We start from the raw sequence: 17676 nt of genomic DNA, 5'->3' as shown, positions 1-17676 counted from the left end.
CAAGCTGAGCAATTTCGGCGTGGGTAACGAGCTGGCCGGGACGTGAGGCGAGGAGGATCAACAACTCCATCGGCAGAACTGTTGAGATTCAGTTTCTCATTTGACTTCAAACGAGAGGGCGTAGATTTCGGCCAGGCCGGCGTCGCGAAGAATCAGCGGCGCGCCCGAGGGATCCAATCCTATCCAGGCGTTGATTAATCCAGTCGGGCGAAACCCCTTCATATCAACCACGTGCTCCAGTCGGTTCTTCTCGATATTGATCCGGCACACTCCCGGACTGTCGCCGAGACAGAGGGAGTAAATGTAGCGGCTGTCGGGTGACCACTCAATAAATTCGCCCGGCCCCATGTCTACCAGAGTTGACCAGCGCTGCCTTGCGAAGTCGAAGAGCTTGGTTCGGTTATTAGGCGGGTCAAATACGGCGATGGTGCGGCCATCCGGAGACCAGCGTGGCGAGAATAGACCGTCGGATCCGGGGAGAACCATGACCTGATGGCTGGTGATGTCGAGTATGCGGATGTCGTTATGGACCCCGTCCCAAAAGACAACCTTGCGGCCGTCGGGAGACCAGTTCGGATCCGCCTCCGATCCATTCTCCCTGGGGAGCAGCCTCTGTGGCTTTCCGCCCTCGGCAGGCATGATGAACATCACATCACTGCCATGCAAACCCGGCGAAGCCATGAAGAGAATCTGGCGTCCGTCCGGCGACCATCGGGGCAGGATGGGGTACATGGGTGGGTCGGTCATTTGGACGCGCCCACTGCCATCCCGATTGGCGCGCCACAGAATGCCCTCAGGGAAGGTGACGTAGGCAAGGGACTTGCCATCCGGTGAGAAGGTCACGAACTCCGCGGAAATGCCGCCCAGGTAGGGTTCGATCATCCTGGTTTTCGGGTCATACCGAAGAAGTTCGCCCCGCGGTGTCAGGCCGCGCGCAAATATCTTCTGCCCGTCCTTGTTGAAAATCGGGTCCCACCAACCTATCGCCTCCGCAGTCAGCTTGACTGGTTCGGCGGGGAGACGCCGAAACAACCTGCGACGCTCATCGAGTGCCCACAATTGACCCATTTGCATCTTATAACCCCACTCGTGTAAACGTGCGCGTCCCGCCACGAAGAGAAAGAATTCTCCGTCGGGGGTCCAACGGCCGCAGTAAATCCCTTGGGAAGCGGGCCAGTCGGGGAGCAGGCGATGTGGATTGGATCCGCTGGAAGTCATCTGCCACAACGCATCATCCTTCGTGTACCGGATCGTCTTGCCATCCGGCGACCAGTCGATGTCAAAGACCGGACCTCCCACAGAAGTTAACTTGTGAACGTCGGTTCCATCGCTTCGCATGACATAGACATCTCCGTTTTCCAAGGTGTAAATCAGGGACTTTCCGTCGGGAGACCAAACAACCGAATCTATCGACTTATCCGACAGCCGGCGAAGCGAGCCCCCCTGGGTGCTGGTAGTCCAAAGGGTTCTATCCGTCCCTTGAAACACCAGTAGAGTCTCTCCATCCGGGGATACGGGACCAGGCACGGTAAACTCCATCGCAATTGGCAGGTTCGTCGCCTCTCCTGTGGAGATGTCAACCTGAGCAGCTTTCACTTTTCCGGCAAGGCTCACGACAAAGAGCCTCATTCCGTCCGTTCCCGCAACCCACCTTTGCACGCCGTCGTGGGTGATCTGCCTGTATTCGGTGATGCGGGGCTGGGGCAGGGGGCGGAGCAAATACCAGGCTGCGCCAGCGAGGGAGAGAACCAGTATGCCAGCGGCGGGCAGGAGCCAGGCTGGGACTCTCTTGCGGCGTTCGTCCTTTCTTACCTCGCTGGTTGGAACGGGGTTGGCTGGAGCTGGCGGGTCTACCGGCTGGACCGCGTCGGGCCGGGCCTCTTCTGAGACTTCGATGGCACAGATAAAGCGATAGCCCATACCGGTGACGGTCTGAATAAATTTGGGATCTTCGGAGTCGTCGCGCAGGAGGTAACGCAGCTTGCGAATGGCTGTGTTGATGCCGTGCTCGGTGTCAACGAAGACTTCACTCGACCACAGGCGCTGGGCGATTTCGGCGCGGGTAACGAGCTGGCTTTCACGCGTTGCGAGGAGGATGAGCAACTCCATCGGCTTGCGTTCGACGCGCAGGGAATGGCCGTTGCGGAACAGCTCGAAGCGGCCGCAATCGAGCCGGAAATCGCCGAATTGGTACATGGGCCCGACGGCTTGAGTTGGCACGGGACCCTCCGCGCGCGATGTGGGGATGACGGGTCTACAAGCATAGCGCGTATTCCGCTCGTTTTTAAGCAGATATTCCTTTACCAAATCTTCACCTCGGGCTTTACCACCTCTTCATTGCCTCAGAAGCATGGCGCGCGATTAGCTTCGGTGCACTGCCGGCAAATTCCCCGGCCGAGGAGAGATCAAATGAGGACAAGAAATTGCAGTCTAATGTCGGCGATGAGTGCGCTTGTGCTCGCGATGGTGATGGTGCCAACTGTCCTGGCACAGTGTGGTCTCAATAAGAATTACGTCAAACCCTCAGCCTGGCATCCCCAGCTTGGCTCGGCGCAGTTCATGCATGCCGCGCTGTTCGACGACGACGACAACGACGGCCCTTCGATCGTCGGTATGTGGCATGTCATCTTCACCGCGCACACGATCAACGGCACGGCGATCCCACCTGACGCGTACCCGATGATCGACAACGCATTCGCCGTCTTCCACAGCGACAAGACGGAGATCATGGAATCGGCTCGACCGCCGCAGGATGGAAATTTCTGCCTGGGCGTCTGGCAAAGGTCGGGGACTCGCTCCTACTACGTCAACCACCTGCCCTGGCTCGGTAACGATACGGCGAATGCGCCCGCCGGCATCGGCAATCCGACGGGAGGAGCGCAAATCACCGAGCGCTTAACTGTCAGCGAAGATGGCAAGAGCTACTCCGGTAGCTTCACGCTGGTGGGATATAACCTCGATGGGAGCAAGGCCGCCACCTTTACAGGGGTCGTTGCGGCAACCCGCATCACCACCTCAACCACCTTCCCCAGCCTGCTTTGATCCCGGCTGAATTGCAGCCCTCACACCCCGTCCTAAGTCATCAGGGCGGGGACATACTTTTGAGGACGACAATTTGCTCTTCGCACGCTCCGGAATCAATCTCTTGCTTCGGATAGCGTTTGTGAAACAGGTAAAAGAGGCAGGCAAGGATCGGAAATACCAGCAGGCTGGCTTCGGTTCCGCGGAGTCCGGCGGCGGCGTGGGCAGCGCAGTTGCAGTTCTGGACAACCCAGGGAGAGAAAAATTAGAGTTTTCGGATTCGCGCAGCTGTTCGAAAACCGACAGTATAAAGTGGGGATGGACAGCGGAAGACTTTCATCGCGCCCGTGTCTCGTTTTAAATAGCAGAAGATAAGCTAGTTGCTTTGCAGCGTGCTTTGGCGCACTGCATGCAGCCGCTTCCAGCAGTACTCTAATTCCCCAAGAGCAAAGATTCCTTGAGGAGGCGTCCATGAGTGGACTGCTCCAGGATGTACGCTTTGCCTTGCGGCAACTGCGCAAGAGTCCTGGATTCACAATTACTGCAGGGTTAATGCTGGCGCTGGCCATCTGTGCGAACAGTACGGTCTTTAGCTGGATCGATGGCACGATGCTGCATCCCATCCCCGGGGCGCGGGATACCGGCGCGCTGGTAAGCGTGATGCGCGGGCAATGGAATATTTCGCCTTCGCCGCCGCTTTCGTATCCCGACTACCGAGACCTTCGGGAGCAGAATCGCAGCTTTGTCGGCATCCTCGGGTATAACCACGACTGGCTCACGCTGACGGGCGGAACGACGCCGGAGCGGATTTACGTTGGCAACGTCACTTCGAACTTCTTTGACCTGCTGGGCATCCATCCAATCCTAGGACGCTTCTTCCTGCCGGAAGAAGAGACGCGCCCCGATGCCGTTCCCTACGTGGTATTGAGTTACTCGTTGTGGAAGACACGGTATGCAGGAGACCCGGCGATTGTGGGCAAGACGTTAGAGATCGCGCGGCATCCCGTAACTGTGATCGGCGTGGCGCCGGAGGGGTTCATCGGAGCGATGCCCGGCATCCGTGAAGATTTGTGGGCAACGCTGAATCCGATCGGCTCAAATGCGTGGCGCATGACGCATCGAAGCGCGACATGGCTGAACGTACTTGGACGGTTGCAGCCGGGAGTAAGCCGGGATCGAGCAACGCAGGATCTGCAAACCATTATGCAGCGGATCGTTGCCGCGTATCCGAACGATCACCTGGGCGTGAACACCATTACTCTGGATCCGATGTGGCGGTCACCGTTTGGCGCCAACGTCTATATGGCCACAACACTGCCGATTCTGCTGGCAATTGCCGGGGTGGTGCTGCTGCTGACGTGCGCCAACGTGGCCACGCTGGCGCTGGTACGCTTTGTCGCGCGCCGCCGCGAGATCGCGATACGGCAATCGCTGGGCGCGGGACGGATTCAACTGGTACGGCAGATGGTGCTGGAGGGATTCTTTGTGTCGTGTGCCGGCGGAGCGCTGGCGTTGCTGCTGACGGCGTGGACGGCGAAAAGCTTTGCGCGATTCATTCCGCCAAACGCAAATCCTGTTGTCCTCAACGGCACGGTGGATCACGATGTGGTGATTGTCATTGTGCTGCTTTCACTATTGGCGAGCGCTATCTGCGGAGCGTTTCCCGCACTCCGTTCGTCGCGGGTGCCGGCTGCCGAGGCGCTGAAGGAAGAGTCGGCCAGTGTATCAGGCGGATCGCACAATCGCCGTTTGCTCAGCGGCCTGGTGGTGGCGCAGATTGCTCTTTCACTGGCGCTGCTGGTGACTTCCGGACTTTTTCTGCATACGCTCAGAAACATCAGCTCCGCCAATCCCGGGTTTGAGCAGGACCATATCCTCACCGCTTCCGTCGGCTTGAACATAGCGGGCTATTCGGATGAAGAAGTGCGCGTGATCCGGCACAAGATTCTCGATCGCGTGTCAGCAGTGCCGGGGGTGACGGTTGCATCGCTGACGGACTGGGTTCCATTTAACTTCAACCGCAAAACAGTGGATGCATATCCCGAAGGATATGTCCCGCGTCCCCATGAGTCTCTGGAACTGCGCAGGGCTGAAGTGACGACGAGGTATTTCGAGACCCTCGGCATACCGATTCTCGAGGGGCGCGATTTCACAATGGACGACAATGAGACAGCGCCCCGTGTGGTGGTTGTGGATCAAACAGCAGCGAACCGGTATTGGCCAGGGCAGGATCCGCTGGGGAAAAGGCTGAAGATCTGGGGCCAACTGTCCACGGTCGTGGGTCTGGTGCGGAACTCGAAGCACAATCTGATGAACGAGCTGCCTGAACCCATGATCTACCTGAGCTATTTCCAGGAGTCTGAACCCGAACTGACCGTGCAGGTGAAGACGAGGGGTAATCCCGCGGATTTGGCTCCGGCTGTGGAGCAGGCGATCCACGAGGTCGACGAGCGGCTGCCGGTGTTTGATGTCCGTACCATGCGCGAGACCGCGCAGATGTCGAGCATGTTTGCGGTGATGCAGAGTACGTTCGCAGGCATGTTCGCCATGATTGCGCTGGTGCTGGCGGCGACGGGAATCTACGGCGTAGTGGCGTATCGCACGCAACTGCGCACGCATGAAATTGGAATTCGCGTGGCGCTTGGTGCGTCGCGGGCCGATGTGCTGCGGCTGGTGTTGATGCAGGGAGTGCGGCTGACGATTGCGGGTCTGGCGCTGGGACTGGCGCTTGCGTTCGGATTGACACGCTTCATCGATGGAATGCTGTACGGCATCAGCGCAACGGACCCGTCGACAGTGATCGCTGTGGTTGCGCTGCTGGGGGCGATGGCACTGCTGGCATGCTATCTGCCGGCGCACCGCGCGATGCGGGTCAATCCGGTTTCCGCAATTCGCGAGCAGTAAGCCGATATCGCGAGGGCGACCTTAGCTTGAGACGCCGACGACGGATTTTGCGAATGCACCATTTTCGGCCGTCGAGATCATAAAGTCGGCCACATCTGCGCGCGGGATGGAGAACCCGAAGGCGGGCAGGTGTCCCTCGCGCACGCGGAACTTTCCGGTGTGTGGTTTGTCAGTCAACTGCGGCGGCCGGACAATCGCGATATCGAGACCGCTGGCGCACAACATGGCTTCCATGCCGGTGGCGTCCGTGACGACGCTGGGAAAAAACAAACGACCGAACAGATAGGCCGGCGGCAGCAGGGCGTCCTTGAACAGGAAGGCCGTTGACACCACGATGGCGCGGCGAACGTTGGCCTCGTTCATGGCATTGGTGAGGGATGCTGCGAAGTGGCGCAGAAGATGGGCGTCGGTGCTCGCGATGGGTACCCGCGGACCAAACGCAGATAACACGGCATCTTGACCTCGCATGGCGCGCGCAAGTTCCGATGCATTCAGCATGTCTCCGGTGGCGATGGAGATGCGGCCGTCGAAAGGCCTGAGGCGCTCAGGTCTGCGGATGAATGCCGTTACCGCATGGCCGCGCGTTATGGACTGACGAACAATCTCAATTCCGATCCCGCCAGTCGCTCCGAGAACAAGCAAATTCATTTTTTTGTGATCTCCCAGGTGATTGAGTCTTGTATCGCAATGCGCGTCAGAGCAACCCTTATCACTTCGAGGATTGTTTTGCGGGCCGCACGGGCGGGCTCCACGGACGCACCTCAACCACGGCGCGATTCCGTAGCGCGGGATGGGATTGCGCGATGCGTGCAGCTTCTTCGAGGTCGTGCGCCTGAAGAAACAGAAGTGCCGTAACCGGCCATTCGTTCGCAGGAAGCGATGCGCTTCCGTGCTCGCCGCGTACAGACCCTTCGGGTGCAAGGATGCGCGGGTCGAGTTCATGGCCTTCGGAATTGATGCGCTGTGCCCACTCCACCACGTCTGCGGTGATGCGCTGACGCTCTTCGGGCGTCGGGGATGGCGGGCTCTGTCGAAAGATGATGACAAACGTCTTCATAGGTTCTCCTGGATTTGTGTCGGATGGACTTTGCGCCGGCATGCAGGCAGCCGCGGCTGCGAACACCGTCGCACAAATGAATGCGCGCCTTGGCATGTGCATCCGGGTTGCGTAGCGATCGAGCACGGATATGCCTCTCAGGTTGTCAGGCTATGCGCTGAGGGCCGCCGCCGAATTGTACAAATTCGGCGCCTTGGGAATCGTCCGCAATTGCTTAACAGAAGGCGGTGGCTGTCGCGAAGAAGGACTCCGGTGCCTGCCCAGTGAAGCGCTTGAAATCCTTAATGAAATGAGGCTGGTCGGCATATCCGGCGGCATGCGCAATGCCAGTGAGGCTGACGCCCGCGCGGCGCAGCTGCACCACGTGGCGGAGGCGCACAAGGGCTGCAAACTTCTTGGGGGACGTACCGACTTCGCGGCAGAAGCGACGCTCGAGCGTACTCTGGCTCAGGCCCATGTGGCGGGCGAGGCGATCGATACGGAGCGAGCCTCGCGTTGCGCGGATGCTCTGGACAGCAGCGGCAACCAGCAGATCGGGCGTGCGTCTGCGCAGTTGCTCAAGGAGAAAGCCTTCGACGACTTTTACACGCTGCGGGTGGTGTGAAGATTCGTAGAGCTGTTCTTCAACAAGGGACAGTTGCGAGCGCCGCGCCTGGGAATCCAGGGGCATTGTCAGGTTGAAGAGATGCTCAAGGGGTTCGCGCAGGAGCGCGGCCGCGCCGGTCGGGGTGAACATGGCGAGCACATTGGCGCAACTGCCGGCGTGGGTCAGGGTGCGGGTTCTATCCCAAAGGCCGGTTACCAGTGCATTGGGAACCTTAGAATCGTTGACGAGGCAATTGCCTTTGAACCGGAATGCGGCAACCATCCCAGGACCGGGGAGCAACGTGTTGGACCAACCGGAAGTGTACTCGACAATGAGAAAACGCTGTATGTAAGGGCGAAGTCTCTCGCTTGGCGCGAGCGTGGCGGTGCGCATTGGTGATTTCCGCACGGGCGAGGCGACATCTTTCATATTGAATGCAAGATGCGCCGTCGCCCCGCGAAGGTTCAGAGATTCACAGTTGCAGATTTACATGCTGCCGCGGCTGGCCGGGGGAACGATGCCGTTCATGCGCAAATATTCAACCATCTGGCCGTAGTGATCCATCATGTGGGCAATGCCGAAGGCAGCCATGCCGCCGCGCGTGCCGTGCGCCGTCATCACAAACGCATTTTCGTTGGTAATGCCGCCGATGTAGGTGTGCGCCTGTTTGAAGGAATCCTTGAGCGCCTGCACAATATCGGCTTTGCTGGTTAGCTTCTCAATTGCATCCGACTTCGCCTTCCCGTCAGCCTCGGACATATCGCCGCCGAAGAAGTACCAGTTGGCTTGGGCTACGTGCTTTACCTGCGCGCCGAAGCTGCGCACGCCTTTGAAGTCTCCCATGGTCGTCGGCGGAGCGAAGTTGAATTTGTCTTCCGGCATGGCCTCGGCGGCGTCGACAAATTCCTTCTCCATGCCGCTGAGCAGCTTTCCGTAGGTAGCTGCGGGAGTCATTTGTGCGCCGACTGCGGGCTTGGCAGGGGCTGCCTGGGCGAAAGCAAAGGCGGGAGCAGCGGCCACGGCGCAACAGAGCAGCAGGCGGGTGGCAATTCGTGAGGGGATGTGCATTCGATCTCTCCTTGCGCGGCCGCTTCATTCGAGATTGGAGGGATAAAAAGCTCAGGCCGCGTGAAGGCAAATCTAGCAGACCAATGTCCCGGAAGAAAGCGAGATTATGTGAATCTGTTGCGGAATGCAGAATAGCCCTGCCAAGGCGGTCGTGCAACCGGATGAGCGGCGCACCTTTTCCTGCGTCGATCCGAAGTCGCACGCCGCGCGATTCAGCGAAATCCCACGCAGGCTGCAACTCGCCATAAAATCAAAGCTTCCACTTGACATTCAAGTACAATACGTCGTCTACTTGGATGCCAAGTGAAGAAGATGACGTTACCAATCCTGCAAGGCACCCTCGACTTGATGATCCTGCGCACTCTCGCCACCATGGGCCCGCTGCATGCGTATGGCATTGCTAGCCGACTCGAGCAGGTTTCAGGCGACCAGCTGAATCTGAACCAGGGCACTATCTATCCGGCGCTGGTGCGGCTCGAACAGCATGGCTGGACGCGCGGATCCTGGGGCAAAACTGAAAATAACCGCGAAGCGAAGTACTACACCATCACCAAGGCCGGCATGAAAGCGCTCGACGAAGAGACAGCGCGCTGGCGGCAGATGGCGGGCGTGGTGGAAAAGCTTCTTGCGGAGGAACTGTAGCCATGGCTCGCCTGCGAAGACTCCTCGCCAGATTCCGCAGCCTGTTCCGCAACAACCGCGTGGAGCAGGAGCTTGCGCGCGAGGTTGCGTCACACCTGGATTTGCTTGCGGAGGACTTCGAGCGTCGCGGCATGTCGCCGGAAGATGCGCGGCTTGCGGCGAAACGTTCCTACGGCGGCGTTGAGCAGGCGAAGCAGGCCCATCGCGACGAGCGGTCCTTTCTCTGGGCCGAGCAAGCCGCGCAGGACCTTCGTTATGCGCTGCGGGTACTGGCAAAATCGCCGGGCTTCGCTGCCGTCGCCATCCTGACGCTGGCGCTCGGCATAGGCGCCAATTCCGCGATCTTCATCGAGATTGACGCAGTACTGCTGCGTTCGCTGCCCGCCGCAGATCCGCAACATCTCGTGATCCTGGAGTGGAGCGCGCAGAATAAAGCGAAGATTGAAAGCAGGAGCAGCTACGGCGACTGCAGGCAGGACTGCTCCTTCTCTGTGCCGTTCTTTCAGGCGTTGCGCAGCAACGCGCGCACGCTGGCAGAGATTGCCGCGTTCGCGGGCCCGATCGAGGTAAACTTCAGCGGCAACGGGCCGGCAAACATGACCCGCGGTCTCTTTGTCAGCGGAGATTATTTTCAAACTATTGGGCAAAGCGCCTTCCTGGGGCGAACGCTGGGGCCCGCCGATGATTCACAATCCGCGTCGCCGGCGATCGTTCTGGATTATGGCTACTGGCAGCGCGCCTTCGGCGGCGATGCATCCGTGGTCGGACGCGTGGTGCGGCTCAACAGCGTCGATGCCACGGTCGTTGGGATCGCCAGACCCGCCTTCAAAAGCCTGACACCCGGCAAACATCAGGACTTCTTCATGCCGCTGTCCCTTGCCCGACTTGTGCGGAGCGAGTGGTGGGATAACGAGAACCGGCTCGCCGATCCGGGCACTTGGTGGGTGTTGATCGCCGGCCGGCTGAAGCCCGGCGTTTCGATGGCGCAGGCGCAAGCGGAACTCACAACGCTGTTCCGTGTGGAAACGATGCACGGAGCGAAGCCTGTTTTCAAGGAAGCGGATGCGCCGAGGATCCGGGCGCTACCTGCGCAGGAAGCGCTGGATGGAGAGAGCAGCCAGATTGCACCCATGCTTACGCTGATCATGATCGCGGTTGGGTTGATTCTCTTGGTTGCGTGCGCGAGTGTGGCGGGCCTGATCCTCGCGCGGTCAACAAGGCGGCAGAAGGAACTCGCCTTGCGCCAGGCGCTTGGTGCTGGACGTTCGCGTATCGCACGCCAGCTGCTGGCCGAGAGCCTGTTGCTATCGTTCGCAGGTGGCTCACTGGGAGTGCTGTTTGCCGTATGGGCTGTTGAGGCGATCACGAAGTTTGTGTCGAACGGGGCGAACGAGCCTTTCGCGTACACCACTACTCCCGACTGGCGCGTGCTGTCGTTTACGGCGGGCCTGACGCTTGCCACAGGACTGCTGTGCGGCCTGGCCCCGGTGCTGCGCGGATTGCGAGGCGACCTCACGCCGTCCCTCCGTGAAAACGCCTCGTCGAGTTCCGGCGCAGCACCGCAAGCTGGCAAACGTCTTCGCCTGGGAGATGCGCTGGTGGTCGCGCAGGTCGCGCTCTCGATCGTGGTTCTGGTCGGCGCGGGATTGCTGGTGCGGACATTGCAGAAGTTGCAGTCGATCGATCCTGGATTCGACACGCAAAACATTCTTCTGTTCGGCATCAATCCCAACCTTGCGGGCTACAACGACCAACAGACCTCGCAGCTTTACCGGCAATTGCAGGAACGATTCGCGGCTTTGCCCGGAGTCGTCTCGGCGAGCTATTCAGAGAGCGCGCTCCTGAGCCGGAGCTGGTCGAGCACCGATATCCATCTCGATGGCGCGCCGCCGAAATCGAACGTGGAAGCACAGGTGCTCTCAGTGGGAGCGGATTTCTTTAGGATGATGCGGATTCCCATGCTGGCCGGCCGATCGTTCACCGCGCAGGACTTTGCCGACGCAGAAAAAGTCAGGGAGGCGCGGGCCGCAGCGAAAGCGAATGCAGCGGCGGCTGCGAGTTCCGCACTGCCGGCAACGCAGGGAGTGGCTGTGCCGGTTGTCGTCAACCATGCGTTTGTCGCGAAGTTTTTTCCAAACCAGGATCCGATGGGAAGGCACTTCGGCAACTCGCAGGGAGATGAGCCTGCAAAGACGCCGCAACCGGGCTACCGAATTATCGGAGTGGTTGGCGACACACGCTACGAGAGCCCGCAAAGCGAGATCCAGCCTACGATGTTCGAGCCGCTGGTGGGCAACAGCGCGCATTTTGAGCTGCGCACGACCGGCGATCCCACGGCGCTGGTGAAGCAGGTACGAGGGGCCGTTGCCGCGGCCGACATCAACCTGCCGCTTTTCGACGTGCGCACGCAGATGCAGCAGATTGAGCAAACGCTCTTCAAGGAACGGCTGATGTCGCGCCTATCGAGCTTCTTCGCGATCCTCGCGCTCGTGCTGGCGTGCATCGGGCTGTACGGATTGCTTTCGTATGAAGTGGCGCGGCGCACGCGCGAACTAGGCATTCGCATGGCTCTCGGCGCGCAGAGAACCAACCTGATGCGGCTTGTGGTGCGGCAGGGACTGGTGCTCGCGCTGGTGGGCGCGATCATCGGCATCGGAGCGTCAATGGCTGTGACACGGCTGATGGCGAGCATGCTGTATGGCGTGCGGCCCAACGATCCGGCAACGTTCGCGGCCGTTTCAATATTGATGCTGCTTGTGGCCTTTGCCGCTTGTGCAATCCCCGCTCGCCGTGCGATGCGGGTCGACCCCATGGTCGCGCTTCGCGAAGAGTAGGCAGAGCTCTTCAGTGATTCGCGCAACAAAATCGATAGATAGAAATTTCGTGGGGGCGTTGTGACGATGGCGCAGTGGAGACGAATGGTTGCCGGTTTCCGGAATCTCTTTCGCAACAGCAAGGCGGAAGCAGAGCTGGCCCGCGAGGTCGCGTCGCACCTGGCTTTGCTCGGGGATGAATTCGAACGCCGCGGCATGTCGCCGGAAGAGGCGCGGATGGCTGCGCATCGCGCGTATGGCGGCGTTGAGCAGGCGAAGCAGGCGCATCGCGACGCGCGAACGTTGATTTGGATCGAACACACTTTGCAGGATCTTCGCCACGCCGGCCGTGCTCTGGCACGCAGCCCGGGATTCACGTTTATCGCCATCGCCACCATCGCACTCGGGGTGGGCGTCAATACAACCTTGTTCACGGCTTACAATGCGGTGGCGCTCAAACCACTTCCGGTCGCCGATGCAGGCAGCGTGGTCAGGATGCGCCGGACGCTCCAGAGCGGTTTCATCGGATAACCAGTACGCGTTTTCGTACCCGGAATACAGCAGCCTTCGCGACCGGCAGAACGTATTTCAGAGCGTGATTGCTACCAGCTCGCTGGTGAAGGTTCTTGTTGCTGCGCCGGGCGACGAGTCCACCGGCACCAGCCAATGGGAGCCTGCGCAAGCGCAGATCGTCTCAGGTAACTACTTCGGGGCACTCGGAATCAACGCGGAAATCGGCCGCGTATTCGCAGCGGAGAAAGATCCAGCACCTGGTGGCGATCCGGTTGTCGTGCTGAGCTACGCATACTGGCTGCGGCAATTTCGCGGCGATCCTCGCGTGCTGGGCAGCATGGTGAGAATTGGCAACGCTGCCTTCACCATTATCGGCGTTACGCCGCGCGCGTTTACTGGCACGAGTCTCAACCCGCAGGTTCCTGATCTCTGGGCGCCGGTTTCGATGCAGCAGCAACTTGTTCCCGGCCAGGACTGGCTGCACAAGGCCACCGACTTTGAATTTCAAGTGCTGGCGCGGCTCGATCCCGGTGTTGCTGCCGCGCAGGCACAAGCCGAGACGGATGCGCTGGTGAGGCAGTTTGACGCAGGCTACACGATGCGCGATCGGACCTTGTCTGTTGCGTTGGAGCGCACCGCTTTTTTTGGAAACACCAATGACATCCGCTTTCAGGCCGGCGTCGGCGCCATGATGGTGATCTTCGCCATGGTTCTGCTGGTAGCCTGCGCCAACATAACCAACATGCTGGTTGCACGCGGCGCTGCGCGGCAAAAGGAGATCAGCGTCCGCCTCGCGCTGGGAGCTAGCCGTGCGCGCGTGGTGCGCCACCTGTTAACTGAAAGCATGTTGCTCGCCCTTGGTGGTGGCGTTGTGGGACTTGGCCTTGCGGCCGCTGCCAGCAAGCTCCTGTGGGTTGCGCTCAACCAGATACTCGTGCGTCAGCTTGGAAGCGACTTTGTTCTCAGCCTGAATCTCAGTCCCGACGGACGCGTCCTGATCTATGCGCTTGGCCTGTCGCTCGCGACAGGGTTCATCTTCGGGCTCTCACCGGCGTTGCAATTCACCCGGCCCGACCTGAATACCTCCCTCAAGGATGAGAACACTTCATTCGGTCGTGGTGTCTCGCGCTCGCGACTTCGCGGCTTGCTGATCGGCGGCCAGGTCGCGATCTCCATGTTGCTGCTCAGCAGCGCAGGCCTGCTGATTCGCGGACTGCTACGTTCGCAGGCGGCGGAGCCGGGATTTGAAACGCATCGCGTCTACCTGCTGCGCGCCGACTACGGAGACGACCCTGTCAAGGCCGCGGTCGCGCTTCATCGCATGGCTGACTGGCTCAAGACTGTGCCCGAGGTAGCGAGCGTTTCCTACGGCACGGGGCCGATGATGGGCACGTGGACGCCGCCGATCTTCGTGAAGAATCGCGACGTACTCGAAGGATCGAGCGAGGCGCGCACGCTGGCGAGCTATGCTTCAGACAACTACCTAAACACGCTGGGAATCGCGCTACTGCGCGGCCGGAATTTCACGCCGCAGGAATCAATCACCGGCGCGCACGTTGCCGTCATCAGTGCTTCCACGGCGCGGCTGTTCTGGCCGAATGTGGATCCGCTGGGCAAGCACTTTCAGCTTGATTTGCACTTCGACGGCAAGCTGACCGAGTTTGAAGTCATCGGTATTGCCCGGGATGTACGATTCACAAATCTCACGCGGATCGATCCATCGCATGTTTATCTGGCCACGGATCCGGCGTCGATCTATCCCATCTTCTTCAGCGTTCGCGGCGATCAGCAGACCGCGCTTGCAGCCGTTTGGAGCCGGCTACGCTCGTTCGACAGTGATATTCTGCCCAGTATTTCTTTGTGGAATGTGCAGACGATGCTGCTGAATCCGCAAAGAACGCTGGCCCGCGCCCTGGCCATGCTTGCAGCCATTCTCGCGTTGCTGGCGCTTTCGCTGGCGGGCATCGGAATCTATGGCGTGATGGCCTACGTAGTGAGCCAGCGAACCCGGGAGATCGGCGTGCGCATCGCACTGGGCGCGACGCCAGGCGCATTCTCCGCGCCATCGGCGTCGAAGGGCTGCGGCCTGTTGTTGTCGGCATGGTTGCGGGCCTCGCAGGAGGTACGGCGCTCTCGCTGGTATTGCATCGGACGCTGGCTTTCCCCGGATCCATTGACTTTCTCTATGGCGTGAGTTTCTACGATCCGTTCACGTTTTTCGCCATCACCGTATTTCTCGTTACGGTATCTCTGACGGCGAGTCTTGGACCCGCACTGAAAGCAGTCAAGGTCGATCCGCTGGTCGCGCTGCGCTATGAGTGAAGCAGTTCAGAGTTTTTAGTTCAGAGTTCACAGTTGCTGTGTGCGCCGAAACTTCCATTCGCGTTTGAACTAAGAACTACGGACTCTGAACGGCATCTCAGGTGCTTAATTTGCCGCCCCTCACGGTAAAGCGCTCGTCGCGCCACACGATGGTGTTGCCGGCTAAGCCTGCGATCCACAAGCCGGTGGCGACAAGGTCGCGGAGGGGCAGCAGGAGAAGGCTGGGCAGCACCTGGTGATCGCCGAGAACTTCGGCACCCACCGTCATGGCCAGCGAGATGCGGAGGAAAAAACAAAGCGCCAGCAGCCACAGGCTGAGTGGGCTTATGCCGCTGGCGATGACGTTGACGACGGCAAGAGTGAATCCCTGCGTGAACAGCAAGCCTGCGTAGCCGCCGGGACGTGCATCGCGCACCGTGCGCAGCCAACGAAGCTGGTGATCGCAGAAGCCACGCCAGGCGTAGGCGGGCACGCTGGTTTCGACAACTTCGGCAGAAAGGGCTACGCGATAGCCCGCTTTGTAGATACGTTCGCCTAACTCATAGTCGTCGGCGAGATAATTGACGAGTGCTTCGAACCCGCCGATCCTCTCGAGAGCCTCGCGGCTCACGGCGAGCGTGGAACCGAGGCCGTAGCGCAGGCCGCCCTCGATCATGCGGGCAACCAGGACGCTGGGCATGAAGTCAGTGGCAATGCCGAGCGACTCGAGCCGCGAGCCGAGCGTGCCGTGTGCGCGGCCGCGATAGAGCGCCGTGACGAGTCCGACGGGTTTGGGCGGCTGCGCGTATGGCTGCGGCGTCACCGGCGCGAAATGAGCCATCACGCGCTCAAGGTAGCGCGGGCGTACAGTAATGTCGGAATCATTGACGAGGAGATATTCGCAGCGCGCCTGCGGCGCGAGCTGGGCGATCGTACTGACCTTGCCGTTGGTTCCGAGGCGTGCCGGACACTCGATGAGGCGGATGGCGCGCTCGGGGAATTCACTCTGCAATTGCCGCACACCATCCACCGCGGGATCGTCGAGTGACGAGACGCCAAAAAGAATCTCGTATCCGCCTGTGTAGGTCTGGAGGCAGTGCGAGCGGAACGCATCGAGCATGCCGGGGTCGAGGCCCTTGAGCGATTTGAGGATCGACACGCCCGGATTCAAGGGCGGGAGTGGTGCGCGGCGTGCCGCGATGTACACGCGGGCAGCGACGATGGCGAAGAGAAAGTATCCGATCCCTGCAACGGCCAGCACCGTAGTCAATGTTTGAACGGCCAGAGCAAGGATGTGCGTGTTCACACGGTTAGTGTAGCGGAAGCCAGTTCCAAGCGAGTTTAGAGTTCCGAGTTCGTAGTTCACAGTTGATTTGCTGCTGCTGCCCTCGGCACGCTGAACTCAGAACTACGAACTCTGAACTGTCTTTTACTCGTACCGCAGCGCTTCGATGGGGTCGAGGTTTGCGGCTTTCCAGGCGGGATAGATGCCGAAGACCAGCCCGATCACACAGGAGACGCTAAAACCAATCGTGACCCACAGGGTCGACATGGTTGCGGGAAGACCGATGGGCAGAAGATAAATAATCCACGTGAGTACGGCGCCGAGCAGGATGCCAAAGATTCCGCCCAGCGCCGTAAGCGTAACCGCCTCGGTCGTGAACTGCAGCAGCAACGCGCGCTTGGTCGCGCCGAGAGCCTTGCGCACGCCAATCTCGCGGGTTCGTTCGGTAACGCTGACCAGCATAATGTTCATCACGCCGACGCCGCCCACCATCAGACCGACGCTCGAGACCGCGATCATAAAGAGCACGAGACCGCCTGTAAGTTGACTCCAGAGTTTGGAGAGCGAGTCGGGTCCGAAGATATCGAAGTTGTCGGGTTGTTCGACCTTGACCTTGCGATACACGCGCAGCACTTCGCGAATCTCTTCCTCCACGAGAGGCTTGTTGCGCTGGTCGTCGTACTTGACGCTGATGTACATATCCGTAATTTCGGGATAGAGGTTATGGAAGGTGCCGAGCGGGAAATACACTCCATTATCCGAGGGGTTTTTGCCTGACCCGAAGGGCTCCTTGCGCTTGTCGATTACGCCGATAACCGTGTATTGACTGGGCCCAACAGTTACATCTTTGCCGATCGGGTCGAGGTTGCCGAACAGCTCTTCGGCGGTGTCGTGGCCGATAGCGCAGACATGGGCGTGGCGCTGATCTTCCGCGTCGGTCCACAAACGCCCTTCCTGCATGGTGAGTTCGGATACGGATTCCAACGCCGCAGTGGAGCCCATCAGAAACGCGCCTGCAACTTTCTTGCCGTTGTATTTCACGTCGACATCGCCCACGTGAAAGGTCTCATTGACGTGGCGGTACGAGCCATCGGCCGCGATCACGTGCGGCAGCGTGCGAAGCGCGAGAACTTCTTCGAGGTTAAGCTTCTTGCGGGTAAGCATTTCCGTCGTTGGCTCCACGCCGATGAGCGGCATGTGGAATACCCAGAAGACATTGGAGCCCATCGAGGTGACCCAGTCATTCACCCGGTTGTTGAGGCCGGTGATGACCGAGGAGATGGTGATGACCGTGGTGACGCCGATGACAATGCCGAGGATGGTCAATCCGGAGCGCAGCTTGTTGGTTCTCACGGTGTCGAGAGCCATCTTGACGGACTCCCGCGTCTGTCCCCGGGCCATGCTTTGCCTGATTTCTAAGAGTGCACAGTTCTGAGTTACGAGTTCACGGTCGCATGATGATAGGCGGCCCGACTGTGAACTGCCA

14 protein-coding genes are annotated in these 17676 nt (G+C 59.9%); 7 read left to right on the top strand and 7 right to left on the bottom strand.

Going from position 1 to position 17676, the window contains the following annotated elements:
• Positions 1-96 precede the first annotated feature (96 nt).
• Positions 97-2220, bottom strand: a complete 2124-nt coding sequence (locus tag WCA10_RS25620) for a winged helix-turn-helix domain-containing protein (RefSeq protein ID WP_472825393.1) — start codon at positions 2218-2220, stop codon at positions 97-99.
• A 189-nt stretch (positions 2221-2409) separates the two neighbouring features.
• Here WCA10_RS25620 and WCA10_RS25615 point away from each other — a divergent pair, with 189 nt between their 5' ends.
• Both WCA10_RS25615 and WCA10_RS25610 read left to right on the top strand, forming a co-directional pair.
• Complete coding sequence (locus tag WCA10_RS25615; protein WP_472825392.1) at positions 2410-3042, top strand: hypothetical protein; 633 nt, start codon at positions 2410-2412, stop codon at positions 3040-3042.
• 450 nt (positions 3043-3492) lie between these two features.
• Positions 3493-5925, top strand: a complete 2433-nt coding sequence (locus tag WCA10_RS25610) for an ABC transporter permease (protein WP_472825391.1) — start codon at positions 3493-3495, stop codon at positions 5923-5925.
• 21 nt (positions 5926-5946) lie between these two features.
• Here WCA10_RS25610 and WCA10_RS25605 read toward each other — a convergent pair whose 3' ends face one another.
• The 4 genes from WCA10_RS25605 to WCA10_RS25590 all read right to left on the bottom strand — a co-directional run bounded on the left by WCA10_RS25605 (position 5947) and on the right by WCA10_RS25590 (position 8636).
• A complete protein-coding gene (locus WCA10_RS25605) occupies positions 5947-6573 on the bottom strand; it encodes an NAD(P)-dependent oxidoreductase (RefSeq protein ID WP_472825390.1) in 627 nt (208 codons plus the stop codon).
• 61 nt (positions 6574-6634) lie between these two features.
• On the bottom strand, positions 6635-6982 hold the full coding sequence (locus WCA10_RS25600) for a YciI family protein (RefSeq protein ID WP_472825389.1): 348 nt from the start codon (positions 6980-6982) through the stop codon (positions 6635-6637).
• Positions 6983-7196: 214 nt separating this feature from the next.
• The gene (locus WCA10_RS25595; RefSeq protein ID WP_472825388.1) at positions 7197-7961 is read right to left on the bottom strand and encodes a helix-turn-helix domain-containing protein; all 765 of its coding nucleotides are present in this window, start codon (positions 7959-7961) and stop codon (positions 7197-7199) included.
• Positions 7962-8054: 93 nt separating this feature from the next.
• Positions 8055-8636, bottom strand: a complete 582-nt coding sequence (locus WCA10_RS25590; RefSeq protein ID WP_472825387.1) for a DinB family protein — start codon at positions 8634-8636, stop codon at positions 8055-8057.
• A 312-nt stretch (positions 8637-8948) separates the two neighbouring features.
• On the opposite strand from WCA10_RS25590, the gene WCA10_RS25585 reads away from it, so the two are divergent.
• The 5 genes from WCA10_RS25585 (at position 8949) to WCA10_RS25565 (ending at position 14926) form a co-directional block, all read left to right on the top strand.
• Entirely contained in the window at positions 8949-9278 is a 330-nt protein-coding gene (locus tag WCA10_RS25585) for a PadR family transcriptional regulator (protein ID WP_472825504.1), read from the top strand.
• Positions 9279-9280: 2 nt separating this feature from the next.
• Positions 9281-12112, top strand: coding sequence for an ADOP family duplicated permease (locus tag WCA10_RS25580; protein WP_472825386.1), 2832 nt, complete (start codon positions 9281-9283; stop codon positions 12110-12112).
• Between the two features lie 84 nt (positions 12113-12196).
• Entirely contained in the window at positions 12197-12622 is a 426-nt protein-coding gene (locus WCA10_RS25575) for a permease prefix domain 1-containing protein (protein WP_472825385.1), read from the top strand.
• Entirely contained in the window at positions 12534-14798 is a 2265-nt protein-coding gene (locus WCA10_RS25570) for an ABC transporter permease (protein WP_472825384.1), read from the top strand. The genes WCA10_RS25575 and WCA10_RS25570 overlap by 89 nt, the downstream gene beginning before the upstream one ends.
• Entirely contained in the window at positions 14684-14926 is a 243-nt protein-coding gene (locus WCA10_RS25565) for a hypothetical protein (protein WP_472825503.1), read from the top strand. Before WCA10_RS25570 ends, WCA10_RS25565 begins: the two co-directional genes overlap by 115 nt.
• Positions 14927-15023: 97 nt before the next feature.
• On the opposite strand, the gene hpnI is transcribed toward WCA10_RS25565, so the two are convergent.
• Together hpnI and WCA10_RS25555 are read right to left on the bottom strand one after the other, a co-directional pair.
• Entirely contained in the window at positions 15024-16271 is a 1248-nt protein-coding gene (gene hpnI / locus WCA10_RS25560; protein WP_472825383.1) for a bacteriohopanetetrol glucosamine biosynthesis glycosyltransferase HpnI, read from the bottom strand.
• A 63-nt stretch (positions 16272-16334) separates the two neighbouring features.
• Positions 16335-17558: an ABC transporter permease gene (locus WCA10_RS25555; RefSeq protein ID WP_472825382.1), complete on the bottom strand. Its 1224-nt coding sequence runs from the start codon at positions 17556-17558 to the stop codon at positions 16335-16337.
• Positions 17559-17676 lie beyond the last annotated feature (118 nt).

It is taken from the genome of Occallatibacter sp. (assembly GCF_049582745.1).
GTDB lineage: Bacteria > Acidobacteriota > Terriglobia > Terriglobales > Acidobacteriaceae > Telmatobacter.
Note: the sequence above shows the minus strand (reverse complement) of the source record. Positions and strands in the feature narration are given on the sequence as shown.

What these genes read in the sequence shown, in the direction of transcription:
- WCA10_RS25615 (WP_472825392.1), top strand. Translation starts at nt 2,410, where the DNA reads ATGAGGACAAGAAATTGCAGTCTAATGTCGGCGATGAGTGCGCTTGTG.
- WCA10_RS25610 (WP_472825391.1), top strand. Translation starts at nt 3,493, where the DNA reads ATGAGTGGACTGCTCCAGGATGTACGCTTTGCCTTGCGGCAACTGCGC.
- WCA10_RS25605 (WP_472825390.1), bottom strand. Translation starts at nt 6,573, where the DNA reads ATGAATTTGCTTGTTCTCGGAGCGACTGGCGGGATCGGAATTGAGATT.
- WCA10_RS25600 (WP_472825389.1), bottom strand. Translation starts at nt 6,982, where the DNA reads ATGAAGACGTTTGTCATCATCTTTCGACAGAGCCCGCCATCCCCGACG.
- WCA10_RS25595 (WP_472825388.1), bottom strand. Translation starts at nt 7,961, where the DNA reads ATGCGCACCGCCACGCTCGCGCCAAGCGAGAGACTTCGCCCTTACATA.
- WCA10_RS25590 (WP_472825387.1), bottom strand. Translation starts at nt 8,636, where the DNA reads ATGCACATCCCCTCACGAATTGCCACCCGCCTGCTGCTCTGTTGCGCC.
- WCA10_RS25585 (WP_472825504.1), top strand. Translation starts at nt 8,949, where the DNA reads ATGACGTTACCAATCCTGCAAGGCACCCTCGACTTGATGATCCTGCGC.
- WCA10_RS25580 (WP_472825386.1), top strand. Translation starts at nt 9,281, where the DNA reads ATGGCTCGCCTGCGAAGACTCCTCGCCAGATTCCGCAGCCTGTTCCGC.
- WCA10_RS25575 (WP_472825385.1), top strand. Translation starts at nt 12,197, where the DNA reads ATGGTTGCCGGTTTCCGGAATCTCTTTCGCAACAGCAAGGCGGAAGCA.
- WCA10_RS25570 (WP_472825384.1), top strand. Translation starts at nt 12,534, where the DNA reads ATGCGGTGGCGCTCAAACCACTTCCGGTCGCCGATGCAGGCAGCGTGG.
- WCA10_RS25555 (WP_472825382.1), bottom strand. Translation starts at nt 17,558, where the DNA reads ATGGCTCTCGACACCGTGAGAACCAACAAGCTGCGCTCCGGATTGACC.